This is a genomic window from Neorhizobium sp. NCHU2750 (assembly GCF_003597675.1).
Classification (GTDB): Bacteria; Pseudomonadota; Alphaproteobacteria; order Rhizobiales; family Rhizobiaceae; genus Neorhizobium.
In genome coordinates this window covers 2270679-2287978 of the sequence record NZ_CP030827.1, presented here as the reverse complement: position 1 = coordinate 2287978, position 17300 = coordinate 2270679, and the positions used below count along the sequence as shown (strand labels likewise).

General features: G+C 61.1%; 18 protein-coding genes. 6 read left to right on the top strand and 12 right to left on the bottom strand.

What is annotated here, in order from left to right; genetic code table 11:
* The first annotated feature begins 72 nt into the window (after positions 1-72).
* From NCHU2750_RS11120 to NCHU2750_RS11110, 3 genes are read left to right on the top strand one after another with little or no spacing between them, the layout of a single operon-like run.
* A complete protein-coding gene (locus tag NCHU2750_RS11120) occupies positions 73-2271 on the top strand; it encodes an ATP-binding protein (RefSeq protein ID WP_119940528.1) in 2199 nt (732 codons plus the stop codon).
* Positions 2264-2713 carry a response regulator gene (locus tag NCHU2750_RS11115; RefSeq protein ID WP_119940526.1) on the top strand — a complete coding sequence of 150 codons (450 nt, stop codon included), beginning with the start codon at positions 2264-2266 and terminating at the stop codon, positions 2711-2713. The genes NCHU2750_RS11120 and NCHU2750_RS11115 overlap by 8 nt, the downstream gene beginning before the upstream one ends.
* Positions 2710-3720 (top strand): sensor histidine kinase, encoded by a 1011-nt coding sequence (locus NCHU2750_RS11110; RefSeq protein ID WP_245480227.1) that lies wholly within the window; start codon positions 2710-2712, stop codon positions 3718-3720. The genes NCHU2750_RS11115 and NCHU2750_RS11110 overlap by 4 nt, the downstream gene beginning before the upstream one ends.
* 16 nt (positions 3721-3736) lie before the next feature.
* Here the strand turns inward: NCHU2750_RS11110 and NCHU2750_RS11105 are convergent, their stop codons facing one another.
* Positions 3737-4126 (bottom strand): response regulator, encoded by a 390-nt coding sequence (locus tag NCHU2750_RS11105; protein WP_119940524.1) that lies wholly within the window; start codon positions 4124-4126, stop codon positions 3737-3739.
* A 232-nt stretch (positions 4127-4358) separates the two neighbouring features.
* Entirely contained in the window at positions 4359-5321 is a 963-nt protein-coding gene (locus NCHU2750_RS11100; RefSeq protein WP_119940522.1) for a DnaJ C-terminal domain-containing protein, read from the bottom strand.
* A gap of 544 nt (positions 5322-5865) precedes the next feature.
* On the opposite strand from NCHU2750_RS11100, the gene NCHU2750_RS11095 reads away from it, so the two are divergent.
* Entirely contained in the window at positions 5866-6585 is a 720-nt protein-coding gene (locus tag NCHU2750_RS11095; protein WP_119940520.1) for a Crp/Fnr family transcriptional regulator, read from the top strand.
* Here NCHU2750_RS11095 and NCHU2750_RS11090 read toward each other — a convergent pair.
* Positions 6566-6946 carry a response regulator gene (locus tag NCHU2750_RS11090; RefSeq protein WP_119940518.1) on the bottom strand — a complete coding sequence of 127 codons (381 nt, stop codon included), beginning with the start codon at positions 6944-6946 and terminating at the stop codon, positions 6566-6568. The two genes, NCHU2750_RS11095 and NCHU2750_RS11090, sit on opposite strands and share 20 nt — an antisense overlap.
* Before the next feature lie 202 nt (positions 6947-7148).
* Between NCHU2750_RS11090 and NCHU2750_RS11085 the strand changes: the two genes are divergently transcribed.
* Positions 7149-7865: a Crp/Fnr family transcriptional regulator gene (locus tag NCHU2750_RS11085; protein WP_119940516.1), complete on the top strand. Its 717-nt coding sequence runs from the start codon at positions 7149-7151 to the stop codon at positions 7863-7865.
* 2 nt (positions 7866-7867) lie between these two features.
* Here the strand turns inward: NCHU2750_RS11085 and NCHU2750_RS11080 are convergent, their stop codons facing one another.
* Positions 7868-8098 carry a DUF6894 family protein gene (locus NCHU2750_RS11080; protein WP_162939585.1) on the bottom strand — a complete coding sequence of 77 codons (231 nt, stop codon included), beginning with the start codon at positions 8096-8098 and terminating at the stop codon, positions 7868-7870.
* A gap of 144 nt (positions 8099-8242) precedes the next feature.
* Here NCHU2750_RS11080 and NCHU2750_RS11075 point away from each other — a divergent pair, with 144 nt between their 5' ends.
* Positions 8243-8773, top strand: coding sequence for a sigma-70 family RNA polymerase sigma factor (locus NCHU2750_RS11075; RefSeq protein WP_119940512.1), 531 nt, complete (start codon positions 8243-8245; stop codon positions 8771-8773).
* Between the two features lie 31 nt (positions 8774-8804).
* Here the strand turns inward: NCHU2750_RS11075 and pepT are convergent, their stop codons facing one another.
* The 8 genes from pepT to NCHU2750_RS11035 all read right to left on the bottom strand — a co-directional run bounded on the left by pepT (position 8805) and on the right by NCHU2750_RS11035 (position 17063).
* Complete coding sequence (gene pepT, locus NCHU2750_RS11070; RefSeq protein WP_119943227.1) at positions 8805-10040, bottom strand: peptidase T; 1236 nt, start codon at positions 10038-10040, stop codon at positions 8805-8807.
* 147 nt (positions 10041-10187) lie between these two features.
* On the bottom strand, positions 10188-11465 hold the full coding sequence (locus tag NCHU2750_RS11065) for a TRAP transporter large permease (protein ID WP_119940510.1): 1278 nt from the start codon (positions 11463-11465) through the stop codon (positions 10188-10190).
* Complete coding sequence (locus NCHU2750_RS11060) at positions 11456-12031, bottom strand: TRAP transporter small permease (RefSeq protein ID WP_119940508.1); 576 nt, start codon at positions 12029-12031, stop codon at positions 11456-11458. The genes NCHU2750_RS11065 and NCHU2750_RS11060 overlap by 10 nt, the downstream gene beginning before the upstream one ends.
* Before the next feature lie 70 nt (positions 12032-12101).
* Positions 12102-13076, bottom strand: a complete 975-nt coding sequence (locus NCHU2750_RS11055; protein ID WP_119940506.1) for a TRAP transporter substrate-binding protein — start codon at positions 13074-13076, stop codon at positions 12102-12104.
* Between the two features lie 230 nt (positions 13077-13306).
* On the bottom strand, positions 13307-14179 hold the full coding sequence (locus NCHU2750_RS11050) for an amidohydrolase family protein (protein WP_119940504.1): 873 nt from the start codon (positions 14177-14179) through the stop codon (positions 13307-13309).
* Positions 14179-15327, bottom strand: coding sequence for a mandelate racemase/muconate lactonizing enzyme family protein (locus NCHU2750_RS11045; protein WP_119940502.1), 1149 nt, complete (start codon positions 15325-15327; stop codon positions 14179-14181). Before NCHU2750_RS11045 ends, NCHU2750_RS11050 begins: the two co-directional genes overlap by 1 nt.
* Positions 15327-16238 (bottom strand): 5-dehydro-4-deoxyglucarate dehydratase, encoded by a 912-nt coding sequence (gene kdgD / locus NCHU2750_RS11040; RefSeq protein ID WP_119940500.1) that lies wholly within the window; start codon positions 16236-16238, stop codon positions 15327-15329. Before kdgD ends, NCHU2750_RS11045 begins: the two co-directional genes overlap by 1 nt.
* 72 nt (positions 16239-16310) lie before the next feature.
* Positions 16311-17063, bottom strand: a complete 753-nt coding sequence (locus NCHU2750_RS11035; RefSeq protein WP_119940498.1) for a FadR/GntR family transcriptional regulator — start codon at positions 17061-17063, stop codon at positions 16311-16313.
* Positions 17064-17300: the final 237 nt, after the last annotated feature.

Here is a 17300-nt window from a genome sequence, read left to right as displayed (position 1 = left end):
CGGGTGATCCGCCGCCGATCACAGTTCATCTCGGCAATCCGCATCACTAGCTGCCTATGTCGAGGACCAGCCTTGAGCCTTACCGTCTCAGATCTGGAAGCCTGTGCGCGGGAGCCGATCCATATTCCCGGTGCGATCCAGCCGTATGGCGCGCTTTTGAGCCTCCACCCCGAGGATCTGAGCGTGGCGCAGGCGAGCGCCAATCTGGCCGGTTTCATCGGCGAGGTCGTCCGCCCCGGCGAGAGGCTGCCGGCTCTTCTCCAGCCCTTGTCGGATCGGCTCGCGGCGTGGCAGGCAACATCCGAACCGACACTGCAGATGCGTGTCGCGGCGAGTGATCTGCAGGTGACGGCGCATCGCTCCGGCGGTCTGATCGTCGTCGAGGTCGAGCGCAACGCGGCCGACGATACGGATGGCCTGCTGTCCCGCCTGCGCGACTTCGCCCAGATCCTGTCCGGACAGTCAGACGTCGAAGGGTCGCTGACGGCGGCTGCGACCTTCATCGAGAACCTGACGGGCTTCGACCGGGTGCTTGTCTATCGTTTCGACAGGAACTGGAACGGTCATGTCGTGGCGGAAGCGGCAAACGGGGCGCTGCCATCCTATCTCGACCTGCGTTTTCCGGCATCCGATATCCCGGCGCAGGCGAGGGCGCTCTATGCCTCGAGCCGGGTGCGGCTCATTCCCGATGCGAATTATCGGCCGGTGCCGATCGAGCCGGCGCTCAATCCGGTCACGGGAGAGCCGCTCGATCTCAGTCTTTCGCAATTGCGCAGCGTCTCGCCGGTGCATCTGGAATATATGCGCAATATGGGAACGGCATCGTCGATGTCGGTTTCCATCATCATCGACGGGCGGCTCTGGGGGCTTGTGTCCTGCCATAGCGCGGCGGCGAAGGTGGTGTCGAACACGCTGCGCGATATCTGCGATTTCGTCGTGCAATCGCTTGCCATGCGGGTTTCGGCGCTTCTCCATGCGGTCGATGCGGAAAGCAGGGTCGCTCTCGGGCGTATTTCGAGCCGGCTTTTGGCGTCGATGAGTGCCGGCGCCAGCTGGCCGCGCGGGCTCATTCAGGTAGAGGACGATCTCCTGGCGCAGGTGCGTGCCAGAGGTGCGGTGATCGTGACGGAGGACGATTATCTTGCTGTCGGCATGGTGCCGGACGAGGCGCATGTGCGTTCGCTGGTGGATTGGCTGAAGGAGAATGTCAGCGAGGATATCTACCAGACGTCATCGCTTGCCCGTGATTTTCGTGCTGGCGAGGCATTCGCCGCCGAGGCCAGCGGCATGGTGGCCATCCGCATTTCCGAACTCTATCCGAGCTGGCTGATCTGGTTCCGGCCGGAAGTGATCACCACCGTCAACTGGGGTGGCGATCCGCACAAGGTGGTGCGGGAGGAGGGACGCATCCATCCGCGCCGCTCATTCGATGCCTGGCGCGAGCAGGTTCATCTGACGGCACCCGAATGGAGCGAGGCCGAACTTTCGGCGGCGCGCGACCTTCGCGGCGCAATCGTCGGCATCGTACTCAGAAAGGCGGAGGAACTGGCGGAACTCTCCGGCGAGTTGCAGCGTTCCAACAAGGAACTCGAAGCCTTTTCCTATTCCGTTTCCCATGATCTCAGAGCACCGTTCCGCCACATCGTCGGTTTTGCCCAGCTGCTGCGCGAGCGCGAGCAGGCGCTCGACGAAAAATCCAGGCATTACCTGCACAACATTTCCGATTCCGCGCTGGCGGCGGGGCGTCTGGTGGACGACCTTCTCAACTTCTCGCAGCTTGGCCGCACGTCGATCGCCATCAAGGAGGTCGACATGAACAAGCTCGTTGCTGAAGTGGTGAAGTCGGTGATGATCAATGCCGAGGGGCGCGATATCGAATGGTCGATCGCAAGGCTGCCATCGGCTCAAGGTGACGCGACGCTGCTTCGCCAGGTGTGGTTCAATCTCATCGACAATGCGGTGAAATATACAAGGCCACGTGCGCCGGCGAAGATTATGATCGACGGGTCGCTGGATGGTGACATCGTCAAGTTCAGCGTCTCGGATAATGGTGTCGGTTTCGACATGACCTATGCCGGCAAGCTGTTCGGCGTCTTCCAGCGGCTGCAGAGGGCGGAGGATTTCGAGGGAACCGGGATAGGCCTCGCGCTGGTGCGCCGAATCGTCGAGCGCCATAACGGAAGCATTACTGCCAGTGGGGAAGTCGACAAGGGGGCCACCTTCGTCTTCGCCCTGCCCACGCCTGAAAGGAAAGGGCGCGCCATTGCCTGAACTACGTCCCATATTGCTCGTGGAAGACAGTCCGCGGGATCTCGAACTGACACTTGCAGCGCTCGAAAAATGCCAGCTTGCCAACGACATCGTCATTGCCCGCGACGGTGCGGAAGCGATCGACTACCTGTTCGGCACCGGCATGCATGAAGGGCGGCCGGACGGCGATCCAACCGTGGTGCTGCTCGATCTGAAGCTTCCCAAGGTCGATGGGCTGGAGGTGCTGGAAAAGGTCAAGAAGCACGACAAGCTGCGCCATATCCCGATCGTCATGCTGACCTCGTCGCGCGAGGAGCAGGATCTGGTGAGAAGCTACGAGCTCGGGGTCAATGCCTTCGTGGTGAAGCCGGTGGAATTCAACGAGTTCTTCAAGGCCATTCAGGATCTCGGGGTGTTCTGGGCGATCCTCAACGAGCCGCCGCCGGGATACAAGAAATCATGACAGGTGCCGAGGTAACCGTGGACCGTCCGACAATCCTCATGCTGGAAGACAGCCCGCTCGATGCGGAGCTGATCCGCGAACATCTTGAGCGGATGGATCCGCAGCCGGAAATCCTGCGGGCGGAAAACCGCAGCGGTTTCGTCTCGGCACTCGAAGCCGGTCGTTTCGACCTGATCCTGGCCGATTTCTCGCTGCCGGATTTCGACGGCATGTCGGCGCTCGAGATGGCGCATCGGGATGCGCCGGATATTCCGTTTATCTTCGTATCCGGTGTTCTCGGCGAAGAGGTGGCGATCGAATCCTTCCGTCGCGGCGCTACCGATTATGTGCTGAAGCAGCGCCTCATCCGTCTGCCGGCGGCGGTGGAGCGGGCGCTCAAGGAGGCGCGCGAAAAGGCGGAATATCGCCGGGTTCAGCAGCAGAAGGAACTCTTGGTCCGCGAACTCAGCCATCGGGTGAAGAACACGATGGCGATGGTGATGTCGCTGGTCAGGCGGACGGCGAAGAACAGCACGACGGTAGAGAATTACTCCCAGAACCTGCTCGGCCGGCTGAGGGCGATGGCGGATGCCCATGCGCTGCTGTTCGAGACGAACTGGAGCCAGGCGGAACTGGTGGAGGTCGTTCGGCGCACGCTTGCGCCTTATGTTCAAGGCAAGGGAGAGCGTTTCAGGACAACGCCGGGGCCGCTTGTGATGCTCAACCCCAAGGCTGCCCTCGCTTTCAGCATGGTGATCAACGAGCTGACGACGAATGCGGTCAAATATGGCGCGCTGGCGCATGATGCCGGCTATGTGAAAGTCGGCTGGACGGTCGTCGACGGCGTGGTGACGCTCGAATGGACGGAGGTCGACGGTCCGGCGGTGGTGCCGCCCGAGGAGGAAGGTTTCGGCACGACGCTGATCCAGCGCAGCATCAATTACGAACTGCAGGGCGAAGTCGAGATGGATTATGCCGAGACCGGCCTTACCTGCACGATCCGCTTTCCGATATCAGCCGTGGGCTGATATCGCCCATCAGGTGTCAGGCGTTGGTGCCGACGCCGAAGGTTTCCTGCATCAGGCGGTCGAGCTTCTGGACGTTCCAAGGCTTGGGCAGGAGCGGCAGGCCGGCGAGGCGGCTCTTCAGTTCCGGCAGTTCGGCATAGCCGCTGCAGATGATCACCGGCACGGAGAGTTTCTGCAGCGCCTCGATGACCGGGAATGACAGTTCGCCATGGAGATTGAGGTCGACGATCGCACCGGCAAGATCGTTGCGCGGTATTGCATCGAGCGCATCGGCTATGCGGCCGAAGGGGCCGACGATCTTGTGGCCTGTCTGCAAGAGATGGTCTTCCATATCCATCGCAAGCAGAAGGTCATCTTCGAGAAGAAGGATATTGGGACAGTCGTTGAGATATTCGAGTTCAGTCATCTTACCCTAACAGAAGCATTCATGGGCCGGGGCAAGATGGCGCCCTGACCGGATATTTCAACCGTTGCTTTCGTATTACAAGACGCATCAAGGACTACAAAGTTCCGTCTTTCCTAAAGGTTAAGATGGGAAAGATGTGTCTGTGTTGCTTAGCCGGGTCTTATCCGGGCGGCGTCCTCGACGGGATTTTCAGCACCTGCGCAGGACTGCATCGCGGTCCTGCGGGGAGGTGTCAGAGGGTGAGCGTGCGGCGGGGATTGCCTGCCGCGTCTTCCGGCCAGCTTTCCATCATCCGGGTCAGTTCGGCATCCGGCTTTTCGGGCAGGACGATCTTCAGCGTTACCAGAACGTCGCCGTGACCGCCGGCTTTCGGGGCACCCTTGCCCTTCAGGCGCAGCACGGTTCCGCTATTGGTATTCGGCTTGAGGTTCATGTTCACATAGCCGCCGGGGGTCGGCACCTTGACCTTGCCGCCCAGCACAGCCTCGCGGATGGTGATCGGCACTTCGACACGGATATCGTCGCCGTCACGCCTGAAGAAGGCATGCGGCTTGACCCTGATCTCGATCATGGCGTCGCCGTCTTGGCCCTTGGCAGGACCCTTGCCGCCCTTGCCGCGCAGGCGAAGCGTCTGGCCGTCGCGGGTGCCGGCGGGGATCTTGACGTCGAGCGACGAGCCGGGGCCGAGCGAGACCGAGGCCGTCGTGCCGTTGATCGCATCGAGGAAGGCGACCTCCATCGTGTAATGGGCGTCGGCGCCAGCAGCGCGGAAGTGCGCGCCACCGAACGGGCCGCCACCGAATTGCGAGGCGTTGCCGCCGCCGCGGCGCGACATGAAGCTTGCGAATATGTCTTCGAAACCGCCGAACTGGGAGAAGCCGCCCTCATCGAAGAAGGCATCCTCTGCACCCGGTGCGCCGTGTTGTCCGGCGCCGGCATATTCGCGGTAATTCTGGGAGGGGGCGCGTTCGACGCCGTTGATGTCGATCTCGCCGCGGTCGAAGCGGGCGCGCTTGTCCCCGTCGCCAAGGATCTCGTTGGCGGCGGAAATCTCCTTGAAGATCTCCTCGGCCTTGCGATCTCCCGGATTAAGGTCGGGGTGGTACTTCTTGGCAAGCTTGCGGAAGGCGCTCTGGATGTCCTTTTGCGACGCATCCTGCTTCACGCCCAAGATTTCATAAGGATCCTGTCTCATCGCTCTCTCCAGACGCAACACTCGAACTTGTTTCGCCCCGCATGCGGCCGCATCAGGAAGGCTGTTGGCGCAGGCGAATTCAGCCGACTTTGCAGCGGCCCGGTTCGGTGTTGGACAAGCATGATGGACGGCGCGCCGCCTTATCCGGCGGGCACTACAAGGGATGAGCCTTCGTCGCACCATATCCTCATCGAGCAACATGGTCGGTAGACGCTGCTGAAGTCGTCTTGCCGGTCCCTATCAGGCAACCGACGAATATGAGGTGGTGTCTACAATTGGGAACTTCAAGTGGCCGTCGCCGTTACCAATGCGCCCGCCGGCTCGGGAGAGCGCAGCAAAACATGCAGCTCACGGAGTTATAGCGGAGCGGGCCGTCGCACATCGGGATGGGCGACGAAGACTGGCGCATCGGCCGGGAGCCGGATCCGATTTTCGGCATCGGCGATGCGTGAATTCAAAGGCCTGGAGCCTCCGTTGTGCATCAAACGGGATGCAGGGGCTCCAGAGGATGAACCAAAGAGGATAGGAAAAGGAAAGGACTGACATGCGAGACCAGAACAAACTCTTGGCACTTCTTTCTCATGAGGATTACACGGCGCTGGAACCTGTCCTGCAGCCGATCAATCTTCCCCAAGGCTTCGTGCTCTCGGCGCCGGGCGAACCGCTCGAATACTGCTATTTCCCGCTTTCGGGGGTGATCTCGACTGTCGTGACGTCGCCGTCCGGCAAGCGCACCGAGATCGGCCTTCTCGGCCGCGAGGGCGTGAGCCCGGCCTCGATCGCGCTCGGCGCTGCCGATACGCCCTATCTCGTCGTCATGCAGGTGCCGGGACGCGGCGTGCGCGTGCCGATCGCGATCATGCGCAACATCATCGAGGCGCGTCCGGAGGTCAAAAGCCTGTTGAGCCGATGGGCGCATGTGGCGCTGAGCCAGGCGGCCTTTACCGCGCTGTCGAATGCCATTCATCCCGTCGACGAGCGTCTGGCGCGGTGGATATTGATGTGCCACGACCGGGTGGACGGCGATGCGATCGACCTGACGCACGAGTTCCTGGCGATCATGCTGTCCGTGCGTCGCCCGAGCGTGACGGTGGCATTGCATGTACTGGAGGGAAAGCAGCTGATCTATTCGCATCGCGGCACAATCATCGTGCGCGACCGCAAGGCGCTGGAGCGCTTCGCCGCCGATTCATACGGTGGTGCGGAGCGCGAGTACGAGCGGCTGTTCGGCAGCGTCGAGGATATTACCCGACGCTCGGCCTAGATGATGGTGCAAGCCTGGTCTTGATCCGGTCTGCGAGCGCATCCGGATCTCCGGGCTTGCTCATCCATTCGCTGCCCTCAAACAGGCTGGCATCCCATTCGGATGGTCTTTCGCTTCCGGTATAGATCATGAAGGGAATGCCGGCCTGCTGCAAACGCTCGAGGACCGGCTGGCTATCGCCATCATCCAGATAGAGATCGAGAAGCACGAAATCCGGCGAGGATTGCGAAAGCCAGTCGAGCGCTTCCTTGCGGCTGCGCAGCGTGACGAGATTGCGCATGCCCTTTTCCACGAGCGCTTCCTCGATATCGAGGGAGATCAGCGGCTGGTCTTCGAGGAGCAGTATGAGCTTATCTGGCAAAACGAATCTCTGGCGGCATCAAGATACTGATTAGATAAACGGTTTTTGCGCCCGCGTACCCCTTTGTCTGATACCGTACCGAGCGGTCCTGCCGGGTTGTGTCGCCCATTCTATGGTCATAGATGGAAATCGTTCAAATCAAGCGGAGACTCTCGTTCCAGAGGAAGCCGAACAGGCCATGTTCTCCTATCAAGGATGAGCGATGGGTGACATTCGGCAATCGGCGGTCCGCAACAATCTGCTCCGGCTCATGTCGCCTGACAGCTTCGCCGCCTTCTCCAGCAATCTCGAATTCGTCGAGCTTCCTCGCGGTTTCGAACTTTCCGAGCCGCATGAGGAGGCTGATTACGCCTATTTCCCCGAGACCGGCATCGCCTCGATCGTGGCGCGCTCGCCGCAGGGGCAGCATGCGGAGATCGGCATTTTCGGTCGCGACGGAATGACGCCGGCCGCCGTGGTTCTGGATGCTGGCAGCGATCCATTCTCGATCTTCATGCAGGTGCAGGGGGATGGCTACCGGATCGCGGCAAGCGTGTTGAAACGCTTTCTCGACGAGGATCCGGGGCTGAAGGCGCTGCTTGGAAAATATGTGCAGGCGCTTTCGGTGCAGGGCGCCTATACGTCGCTGTCCAATGCCGTCCACCATATCGATGAGCGGCTGGCACGGTGGATCCTGATGTGCCACGACCGTACCGATGGCGACGAGATCAGCCTGACACACGAGTTCCTGTCGATCATGCTGGCGGTCCGCCGCCCGAGTGTGACGACCGCATTGCATATGCTCGAAGGGCGCAAGCTGATCTATTCCGAACGCGGCATGATCATCGTGCGCGACCGGCCGGCGCTGGAGGAATTCGCCCGCGATGCCTATGGCGAGGCGGAACGGGAATATTTTCGGCTGCTTGGGCCGTTCAGCTGAGGCTACGCCATCGTGCGGGGAAACGGGATCGTGCCGATCACGGTGCCGTCCGCATCCTCGACCTCGAAGGCGGCCTCGTCTGTCGTAATGCCTCGTCTCAGCCGGTCGGCGCTCAGTTCGCGGGCCGATATCCTTGCCTCGGCGAGTGCCGTCTCGTCATCCCTCATTTCGCTTCCCTCCAGATCGTCGTAGCGCTTTCCGGCGAGGCGAACGTGAAAATAATATCTGGGCATGGCTTTCGTCGTTTCATTCATCGCTACCCTACCGACAAGTCGCCCAAGTGTTCCCGACCTGGCTGTCCTGACGGCCGTTCCGTACGGTTCCGTACGGCAACGCATGGGGGTGTCCTTCGTTTTCCGACAAATGGAGGAGTGAGGATGGGTATGCAGCGACGTGATGCAGCACCGCTCGGCGATGGCACACGAGCCGAGGTCGAGCGGAATATTGCTGCACAGATACCGGCATTGACGCGCTTTGCCCGACGTCTTGTCGGGCCGCGCGGCGATGTCGAGGATCTGGTTCAGGACACGCTGTTGAAGGCGCTTTCGGCCTCCGGGCAGTTCCGTCCAGGCACGGCACTCAAGTCATGGCTTTTCACCATCATGCGCAACACGTTCTGCACCGCCTACAGGGTGCGGCAGCGCGAACAGGTGGGCCTGCCGGATGCGCTTGTCGCGGTACTCGGAGTGCCTCCGTCGCAGGACTGGGCGATCCGCAGGATCGAGATGGAGGAGGCGCTCGATAGGATGCCCGGCGGGGTGCGTCAGGCGCTGCTCCTGATTTCATTCGGTAGCAGCTATGACGAGACGGCGCGGATCTGCCGCTGCGAGGTCGGCACGGTGAAAAGCCGCGTCAACCGGGCGCGCAAAAGCCTGGTCGACGAGCTGGGAAGCCTCACCGTGCATTGACGCAAGGAGTGAAAGGGCAGGCGAGTGCCCGTCAGGCGCGCTCTTCCCAGAGCTTTGCCAGTTCGACGATGGTCTGGACGGCGCGGTCCATGTCCTGGCTGCTCACCCATTCGAGCGGCGAGTGGAAGGCATGGCCGCCGGCGAAGATATTGGGGCAGGGCAGACCCATGAAGGACAATCGTGATCCATCGGTGCCGCCGCGGATGCTGCCGCGCACCGGCTTCATGCCGGCCCGACTGATCGCCTCGATGGCGTTGTCGACGATCTCGGGATGGCGGTCGAGAACTTCCTTCATGTTGCGATACTGTTCGGTGATCTTCACGCTGCTCGACGAGCCGGGATAGGTAGCCATGACCGCATCCACGACGGATTGCAGCAGGGCGGCCTTGGCCTGCAGGCCTTCCGTGGTGAAGTCGCGCAGGATGAGACTGATCCTTGCGCCTTCCATCGTGCCGGTGACGGAAGTCGGATGGATGAAGCCGTCGCGGCCCTTTGTCGTTTCAGGCGCCATGTCGCGCGGCAGTTTTGCGATGATGTCGCCGGCGATGCGGATGGCGTTTTCCATCTTGCCATAGGCAAAGCCCGGATGGATGGCGACGCCCTTGATGGCGATCTCGGCAGCATCGGCGGAAAAGGTCTCGTCCTCGATCGTCCCGGCCGTCTCACCGTCCAGCGTATAGCCGAAATCGGCGCCGAGCTTCTTCAGGTCGACCTTTTCGACGCCGCGGGCGATTTCCTCGTCAGGGGTGAAGAGGATGCGGATCGCGCCATGCTTGATATCGGGGTTGTTGAGAAGGAATTCGGCGGCGGTCATGATCTCCGCGAGACCGGCCTTGTCGTCGGCGCCGAGCAGGGTCGTGCCGTCGGACGTAATGATGTCGTTGCCGATCTGCTTCTTCAGTTCGGGATGCTCGGCCTCGCGGATGATGCGGCTCGTGTCGCCGGGAAGCGAGATGTCACCGCCCTTGTAGCCGTGGATCACCTGCGGCCTGACATTGGTGCCGGAGAAGTCCGGAGCGGTGTCCATATGGGCGCAGAAGCAGATGACGGGCACGTTGTTCTTGCCGGTATTGGCCGGGATCGTCGCGTAGACATAGCCGTGCTCATCCAGTTCGGCATCCTTGACGCCGAGGTCACGCAGTTCCTGCAGCAGAAGCCGGCCGAGATCGAGCTGCTTGGCGGTCGATGGCTGGGAGGGGGAGGAGGCGTCGGACTGGGTATCGAGCACGACATAGCGGAGAAAACGGCTGGTCACGGTATCGGTCATTGTATCGGTCCTGGCAAACATTGCATTCAATCTGAACGCTGGCGGTCTGAAAGCTGGACTGTAACCGTCCGCAGGGGATGGCGAAACCCGCAAAAAGCAAAGGTCCCGCACAAGGCGGGACCCAGGTTGCACATCATGTCATGCCCGTTAGAGGACGCTCTGCACGAACATCGATACTTCGGGGATGAGCGTGACGATCATCAGCGTGGTCCACAGCGCGACCATGAACGGCCAGATCGACCGCACGACCTTGCCGACCGGCACTTCACCGATGGCGCAGCCGAGGTAGAAGGCGGCGCCGACGGGCGGCGTGTTGAGGCCGATGGTCGAGTTCAGCAGCACGATGATGCCGAACTGTACCGGGTCCATGCCGTAATGGGTCACGATCGGCAGGAAGATCGGCGTGCAGACCAGGATGTGGGCTGCCATGTCGAGGAAGATGCCGAAGATGAACAGGGCGATGTTGACCAGGATGAAGATCACCCAGGGCTTGTCGCTGATGTCGCTCAGCATGTCACCCACCATGTCGGCAACGCCATAAATGCTCATCAGGTAGCCGAACATCGTGGAAATGCCGATCAGCAGCAACACCACGCCGGTCGTCTTGGTTGCCTTGGCGACCGCACGCATGAAGTTGTCGAAAGACAGGCTGCGATAGACGAAGACGGTCAAGAGCAGCGCGTAGAAAACGGCGACGGCGCCGGCTTCAGCCGCGGTGAAGACGCCTGACAGAATGCCGCCGACGATGATGAAGACGATGAACAGGCCGGGCAGTGCCGATGCAAGGCTGCGGGCGACTTCGCCCCAGCCCGGAAACTCTCCGCGCGCATAACCGCGGCGGCGGGCGACGACATAGGCGGTGGTGACGTTGGCAATCGTCAGGATCAGTGCGGGGATCGCGCCGGCCATGATCAGCGCGTTCATCGAGACCACGCCACCTGCGGCGAGCGAATAGATGATCATGTTATGGCTGGTCGGCATCAGCGCGCCGACGAGCGACGAATAGGTCGTTACGTTGACGGCGTAGTCGGCGTCGATGCCCTCGCGCTTCATCAGCGGGATGAGGGCCGAGCCCATGGCCGAGACGTCGGCAACCGGAGAGCCGGAGACGCCGCCGAACATGGTGCAGGCCAACACGTTGGTCATGCCGAGACCGCCGCGAACATGGCCGACCATTGCCTTGGAGCAGCGGATGAGCCGGTCGGCAATGCCGCCGTACATCATCAGTTCGCCGGTGAAGATGAAGAAGGGAATGGTGAGGAATGAAAACGTGGCCATGCCCGACGCCATGCGCTGGAAGACGACTGCGAGCGGCAGCCCTTCATAGAACACGGTGGCGATCGAGGAGAGACCGATGGCGAAAATGACAGGCATGCCGAGCAGCAGGCCCACCACGAATATGACGCAAAGTATGATTAGTGCCATGACGGAATAACCTTAATATGCAGCACGGCGGCGACAATCCGCTCGACGGCAAAGAGAGCGATCAACAGACCGCCAACGGCCAGAGGTACGTAGCTCCAGGCTTGCGAGATCGGCAGGCCGGGATTGATATACGGGGCCATCTCGACGGCAAGTTCGCTACCGCTCCAGGCCATGGCGAGCCCGAAGATGATCATGCCGAGATAGACGATGATATCGGCCAGAAGGTGGAAAACCGGCGGTGCGAGATTGAGCAGCGAATCCATGCCGATATGGCGTCCGTCGCGAACGCCGACGGCGGCTGCAAAACACGTCGTGTAGAGCATCACGACGAGCGCGAAAATCTCCGTCCAGGCCGGCGAGTCGTTCAGGATGTAGCGGCCGAAGATCTGGTACAGGACGGCGGCCACGATAAGCAGGGTTCCGATAACCGCCACCTGCAGGCAAATACGCGACAGGAAGGCGTTGACGGAAAAATAGAGGCCGAGAGCGCCCGGCGTGTTGACTGTGGTGCGGAGATTGTCGGGTTCTGGGCCCGATGTCTCATGGCTGACTGGCGCGTGCGACATGACAGCGTTACTCCCAATAGCTTATAGGGAAAGCGACGGCCGGAGCGGGGCTGCCGCCCCGGCCTGGTGGTTACTTCGAGGCCTTGATCTGAGCGATCAGGTCCTTCAGCTTGGGATCGGTGACGAACTGGTCATAGATCGGCTTCATGGCTTCCTCGAAGGGAGCCTTGTCGAGCGTGATGACCTGGACGCCGGCTTCGAGGACCTTCTGCTTGGACTTGGCTTCCATCGCATCCCACTGCTCGCGCATGAAGGGCACCGACTTCTTGGCCAGCTGGCGGACCAGCTTCTGCTCGTCCGGGCTCATGCCGTCATAGGTCCTCTTCGACATCAGCAGCACGTCGGGTGCCATCGAATGCTCGCTGAGCTCGTAATACTTGGCGATTTCGTAGTGATGGAAGTTGTAGAAGCTGGACCAGTTGTTTTCAGCGCCGTCGATCAGGCCGGTCTTGAGGCCGGTGAAGACTTCGCCGGTTGCCATCGGGGTGGCGTTGGCGCCGAGTGCCTTCATCATGGCAACCCAGACGTCGGACTGCTGGACGCGGATCTTCATGCCCTTCAAGTCGGCCATGCTATGGACCGGCTTGGTGGTGTAGAAGGAGCGCGAACCCGAATCGTAGAAGGCGAGGCCGATCAGGCCGTGTGCATCGCAATCGCTGAGGATCTGGTCACCGATCGGTCCGTCGAGGACGGAGCGCATCTGCGCCTGATCGTGGAACATGAACGGCAGGACCGGCACGTTCATGGCCGGGCAAATCGTGTTCAGTGTTCCGGCGTTGACGCGGATGAAGTCGAGCGCGCCGAGCTTGACCTGCTCGATCGTGTCTTTCTCGCTGCCGAGTTCCGAGTTCGGATAGACCTTGATGGTATATTTGTTGTCGGTTGCCTTGGCGAGTTCTTCGCTCATGTACTTGACGGCGGTGACCGTCGGGTAATCCGGCGGCTGAACGTCTGCGGAACGCAGGACGCGGGCTTCCGCCGTGGAAAATGCACCGATGGCCAGAAGGCCGGCGAGCGTGGTACCCAAAAGACTTTTGTGGAACATTTTTTCTCCTTCCCAAAAGAAACACAATGTTTCGGCCGGCTATTTCCGGCAGATGGCATGAAATGCGAATGTGGATTGCTTAATCGGTAAGCGACCTCGTTACCGGCGGCCTGCCGTCAGCGAGCCAGCCGGGAGCTTGGCACACTGGGGCTGCGCTCGGTAAAATCGGTCGTCAAATAAATCCTCCTCCCCTTGAAGACCGGGCCTTCCTCAACCCGGTCGAATATCTGTCACAGCTCCCCAGGCCTCAGGCCGAAGAGTTGTCGTGGATTATCCACAAGAGCCAGCCTTCGGGACGCATCGTCCTCGAGCCAGCCGAGTACTGTGTCGGTTAGCGCCGCGTCATCCGGATAATCCGTCTGTTCGCGAGCCAGATTGTGTGGCCAATTCGTCCCCCAGATGATGCGTTCCGGCGCATAGGCGCCAAGCGCCCGTGCCACGGCTGCAACGTCGGCGTAATCAGGGCCGCCGGACTTTGAGGACTCGTAGACACCCGCGAACTTAAACCATAAGTTGCCGGCGTCCATGAGGCGCATTACCGCAGCGACCTCATCGCTATCGGGCGTTACGCCGCAGAAGAATTTGCCGTGATGGTCAAGGCACCAGCGGGATTTGAGCGCGGCAAGGCGTGGTTCGTGGTCGAGAATGTTGCTGCCATCGAACTGGATGGCGAGCATCCAGCCGTGCTCTGCGGCCTTGGCATCGATGATCTCGAGTTCGGAAAGGCCGACGGCGCCGCCCGGCAGATCCATGATCCTGGCGCCGACCACGCCAGCCGCCGAAAGCCGTTCCATCTCGGCATCGGACGTCGTAGCGTCGATGACGCAGACGCCGCGGGCGACATCGCCCATCTCCGAGAGGCAGGCGACCAGATTGCCATTGTCCTTCTGCTGCGCATTGCCCTGGGTGATGATTACCCGGTTGATACCGAGCCAGCCCATCAGCTGGCGGTACTGATCGGGATCGGGCAGGGCGCCAGCCGGCAGGCCCGGCCCGCCGGGCAGGGCCGGATAGCCGGGCAGATACATGTGCATCTGGGTGTCGACCGCACCTTCAGGCAGCTTCGTTTTCGGAGCGGGACCGGAGAGGGTGCGGACGAGCATCAGGCGATCCCCTTTTCATCGGGCATCCGGAATTCCTTCAGCGCATCGCGATTGATCTCGATACCAAGGCCGGGGCCGTTCGGGATCTGCAGGACACCGCGCTGATGTTCGAGCGGTGTCTTGACGATCGCCTGACGGAAGGGGTTGTGGGTACGGTCGAATTCGAGGATCGGTTCGACCGGATTGGTGCGGACCGGGCTCGGGACCATGGCCGCCATGAATTGCAGGGCGGCGGCGATATGGACTGCCGTACCCCAGACATGCGGCACGACACGGACGCCGTGCAGAGCCGCAAGATCGGCGACGCGCTTGGCTTCGGTGAAGCCACCGACGCCTGCGAGATCCGGCTGGACGATGTCGACCGCGCGGGTTTCGATCGGCTCGCGCATGCCCCAGCGGCTGTGCCAGGTTTCCCCGCCGGCAACCGGTATGGGCTGCTTTGCACGAACTTCGCGATAGGCGGCGAGCTGCTCGGGCACGACGGGTTCCTCGAACCAGTCGATCCCGTAGTCGGCTGCGGCATTGCCGAGCCTAATCGCCTCGATCGCGTCGTAGCCGTGATTGGCGTCGATCATCAGCCGCATGTCGGGACCTGCGGCATCGCGTACGGCGCGGATGACGCGAAGGTCTTCCTCGACACCGAAGCCGATCTTGATCTTGGTGGCGTGAAAGCCCTCAGTGCGATAACGGGCAACGTCCGCCGCATTGTCCTCGACACGATCGACGCCGTCGCGCTTGAAGCTGCCGGTGGCGTAGGCGCGAATTTCTTCGCGGAAACGGCCGCCGAGCAGGATCGAGACCGGGACGCCGAAATGCTTGCCCTTGATGTCCCAGAGCGCGATGTCGATGCCCGAAAGGGCAGTGACAGTCAGGCCGCGCTGGCCCTGATCGCGCAAGGCGTTATACAGCCTTGCCCAAATCTTTTCGGTTTCCAGCGGGTTTTCGCCGATGAGCCAGTTGGCATAGGTGGCGACGACGGCGGCATTGGGCCTGGCGGGGCCGAGGCATTCGCCCCAGCCGATCGTCCCGTCGTCGCACTCGATCTCGACGAGCACATGCGCGCGCCGGTCGAAGCGCATGGAAGCGCTTTCGAACGCGACGTCGAGCCTGTGCTCCAGCAAGTGGGTGCGAACCGCAACGATCTTCATCAGAAATGTCTTACGTGAGTACCTATCAGCTTATGGAGGATTTCTTCCTCCTCTCGCGTCAGGTCGTCAAGTGGGGGGCGAACCTTGCCGGCATCGAAGCCCTGCAGGCGAACACCGGCCTTGATGGCGGAAACGGCATAGCCCTTGCGACGGGCGCGCAGCGTCATGAAGGGGTAGAAAAAGTCCTTCAGGATTTCCTCGCAACGGGTGCGATTGCCTGCGCGCAAGGCCTTGTAGAACTCTACGGCAAGGCCCGGCACGAAGTTGAAGACGGCCGACGAATAGGTGGTGAAACCGGCTCCGAGATAGGCTTCGGCGAACAGTTCTGCCGTAGGCATGCCACCCAGATACATCAACCTGTCACCGATCGTGGCGGTGATTTGTCGCACAAGTCCTATCTCACCAGTGCCGTCCTTGAAGCCAATCAGGTTAGGGCACTCGTCACACAGGCGCTGCAGCGTATCGACATGCAGAATCGAGTTGTCACGGTTGTAGACCATGACGCCGATGCCGACCGACTGGCAGATCTTCTTGACGTGCTGGTAGAGACCTTCCTGCGGCGCATCGATCAGGTAATGCGGCAGGAGAAGAACGCCATCGGCGCCGGCCTTTTCCACGGCCTTTGCCATTTCCACGCCGACTTTCGTGCCGAAGCCGCAGCCCGAAACAATGGCGGTATTGCCGGATGCTTCCTTGGCTGCACGCACGATGGTGGGCACTTCATCAGGGGAGAGTGAAAAGAACTCGCCGGTACCGCCGGCGGCAAAAAGAACGGGCGCTTCGAAGCCGGACAGCCATTCGATATGCTGCTGATAGCTGTCTTGCTTGAACTCGCCTTCGGCGTCGAAATGGGTAACAGGAAAGGACAGAAGGCCAGCGCCGAGCGCTGCCTTGATTTCTTCAGGCGTCATGATTGAAAATTCCTCTAGATGTCTCCTCCAGACGGAATTGTCGTACAAGTTGGCCCGACATATGTCAATAAGTTATCTGTTATCTTCTCGTATCGCGCGCAGCAGATTTCTGTATCGCAACTGGCTTCCCCTGAGGTGCTTGCGCATGGCCTCGCGGGCGCCTTCCTCGTCGCCATCCGAAATGGCATCGACGATGGCCTGATGCTCTTCGACCAGCAGATTGATATAGGCGGACTGGTCGGCGTCATCGTGGTCGCCGCGCAAGGCCGCACGGGGAATGACATTGCGGCCGATCATCGTCAGGAATTCGCGAAAGCGCGGATTGTTGGTGGCATCGGCGATAGCGAGGTGAAGGGCGAAATCCGCCTCGCTGGTCGGCTGGTTGGCATCGAGGCTGGCTCTCACCGCATAATGGCGGTCGATAATGACCTCTTCCTGTGCCGGAGAGCGCCGAAGCGCCGCAAGTCCGGCTGATTCGACCTCCACGGCGGTCCGCAATTCGAGCAGTTCGATCATCGAGGATACGCGGGCGAGATCGATATGGCCGAGCGACAGGTTGAAAGGTGGAGGGGATGGCGTTGCCTGCAGCACGAAGACGCCGGCACCCTGGCGGGCTTCCACCAGCCTGTCGGAGCGCAATGCGGCGATCGCTTCGCGCACCACGGTCCGGCTGACGCCATGCGTCTGGGTCAGCTGCGCTTCGCTGGGAAGACGGGATCCGGGCGGAAACTGGCCATCGGCGATTGCCTGGCGCAGCGTATCGCTCAATTGCGTGGCGCGGGTCTTTGGGAAGCCGATCGTATCCAGCTTGAGCTCCTCGTTCATGGGTCTGTTTCCTTCCTCCAACTTATCGCCCAAATCTTCGGAGCTGGCGAGGTGGTTCGCACATTTCCGTAAGATGTATGACAAGTTCTCCTCCTTGTCACCCGCCGATCGATGAAACGTCGGTGGCGGTGTTATGGCACAGCGCGATTGCCTGCGACATAAGCCGTGGTGACGCGGTTGCCGCATCTTTGCGTTGAAAGGGATGGGCCGAGGCTTTACGACGAACTGAAAAATGCG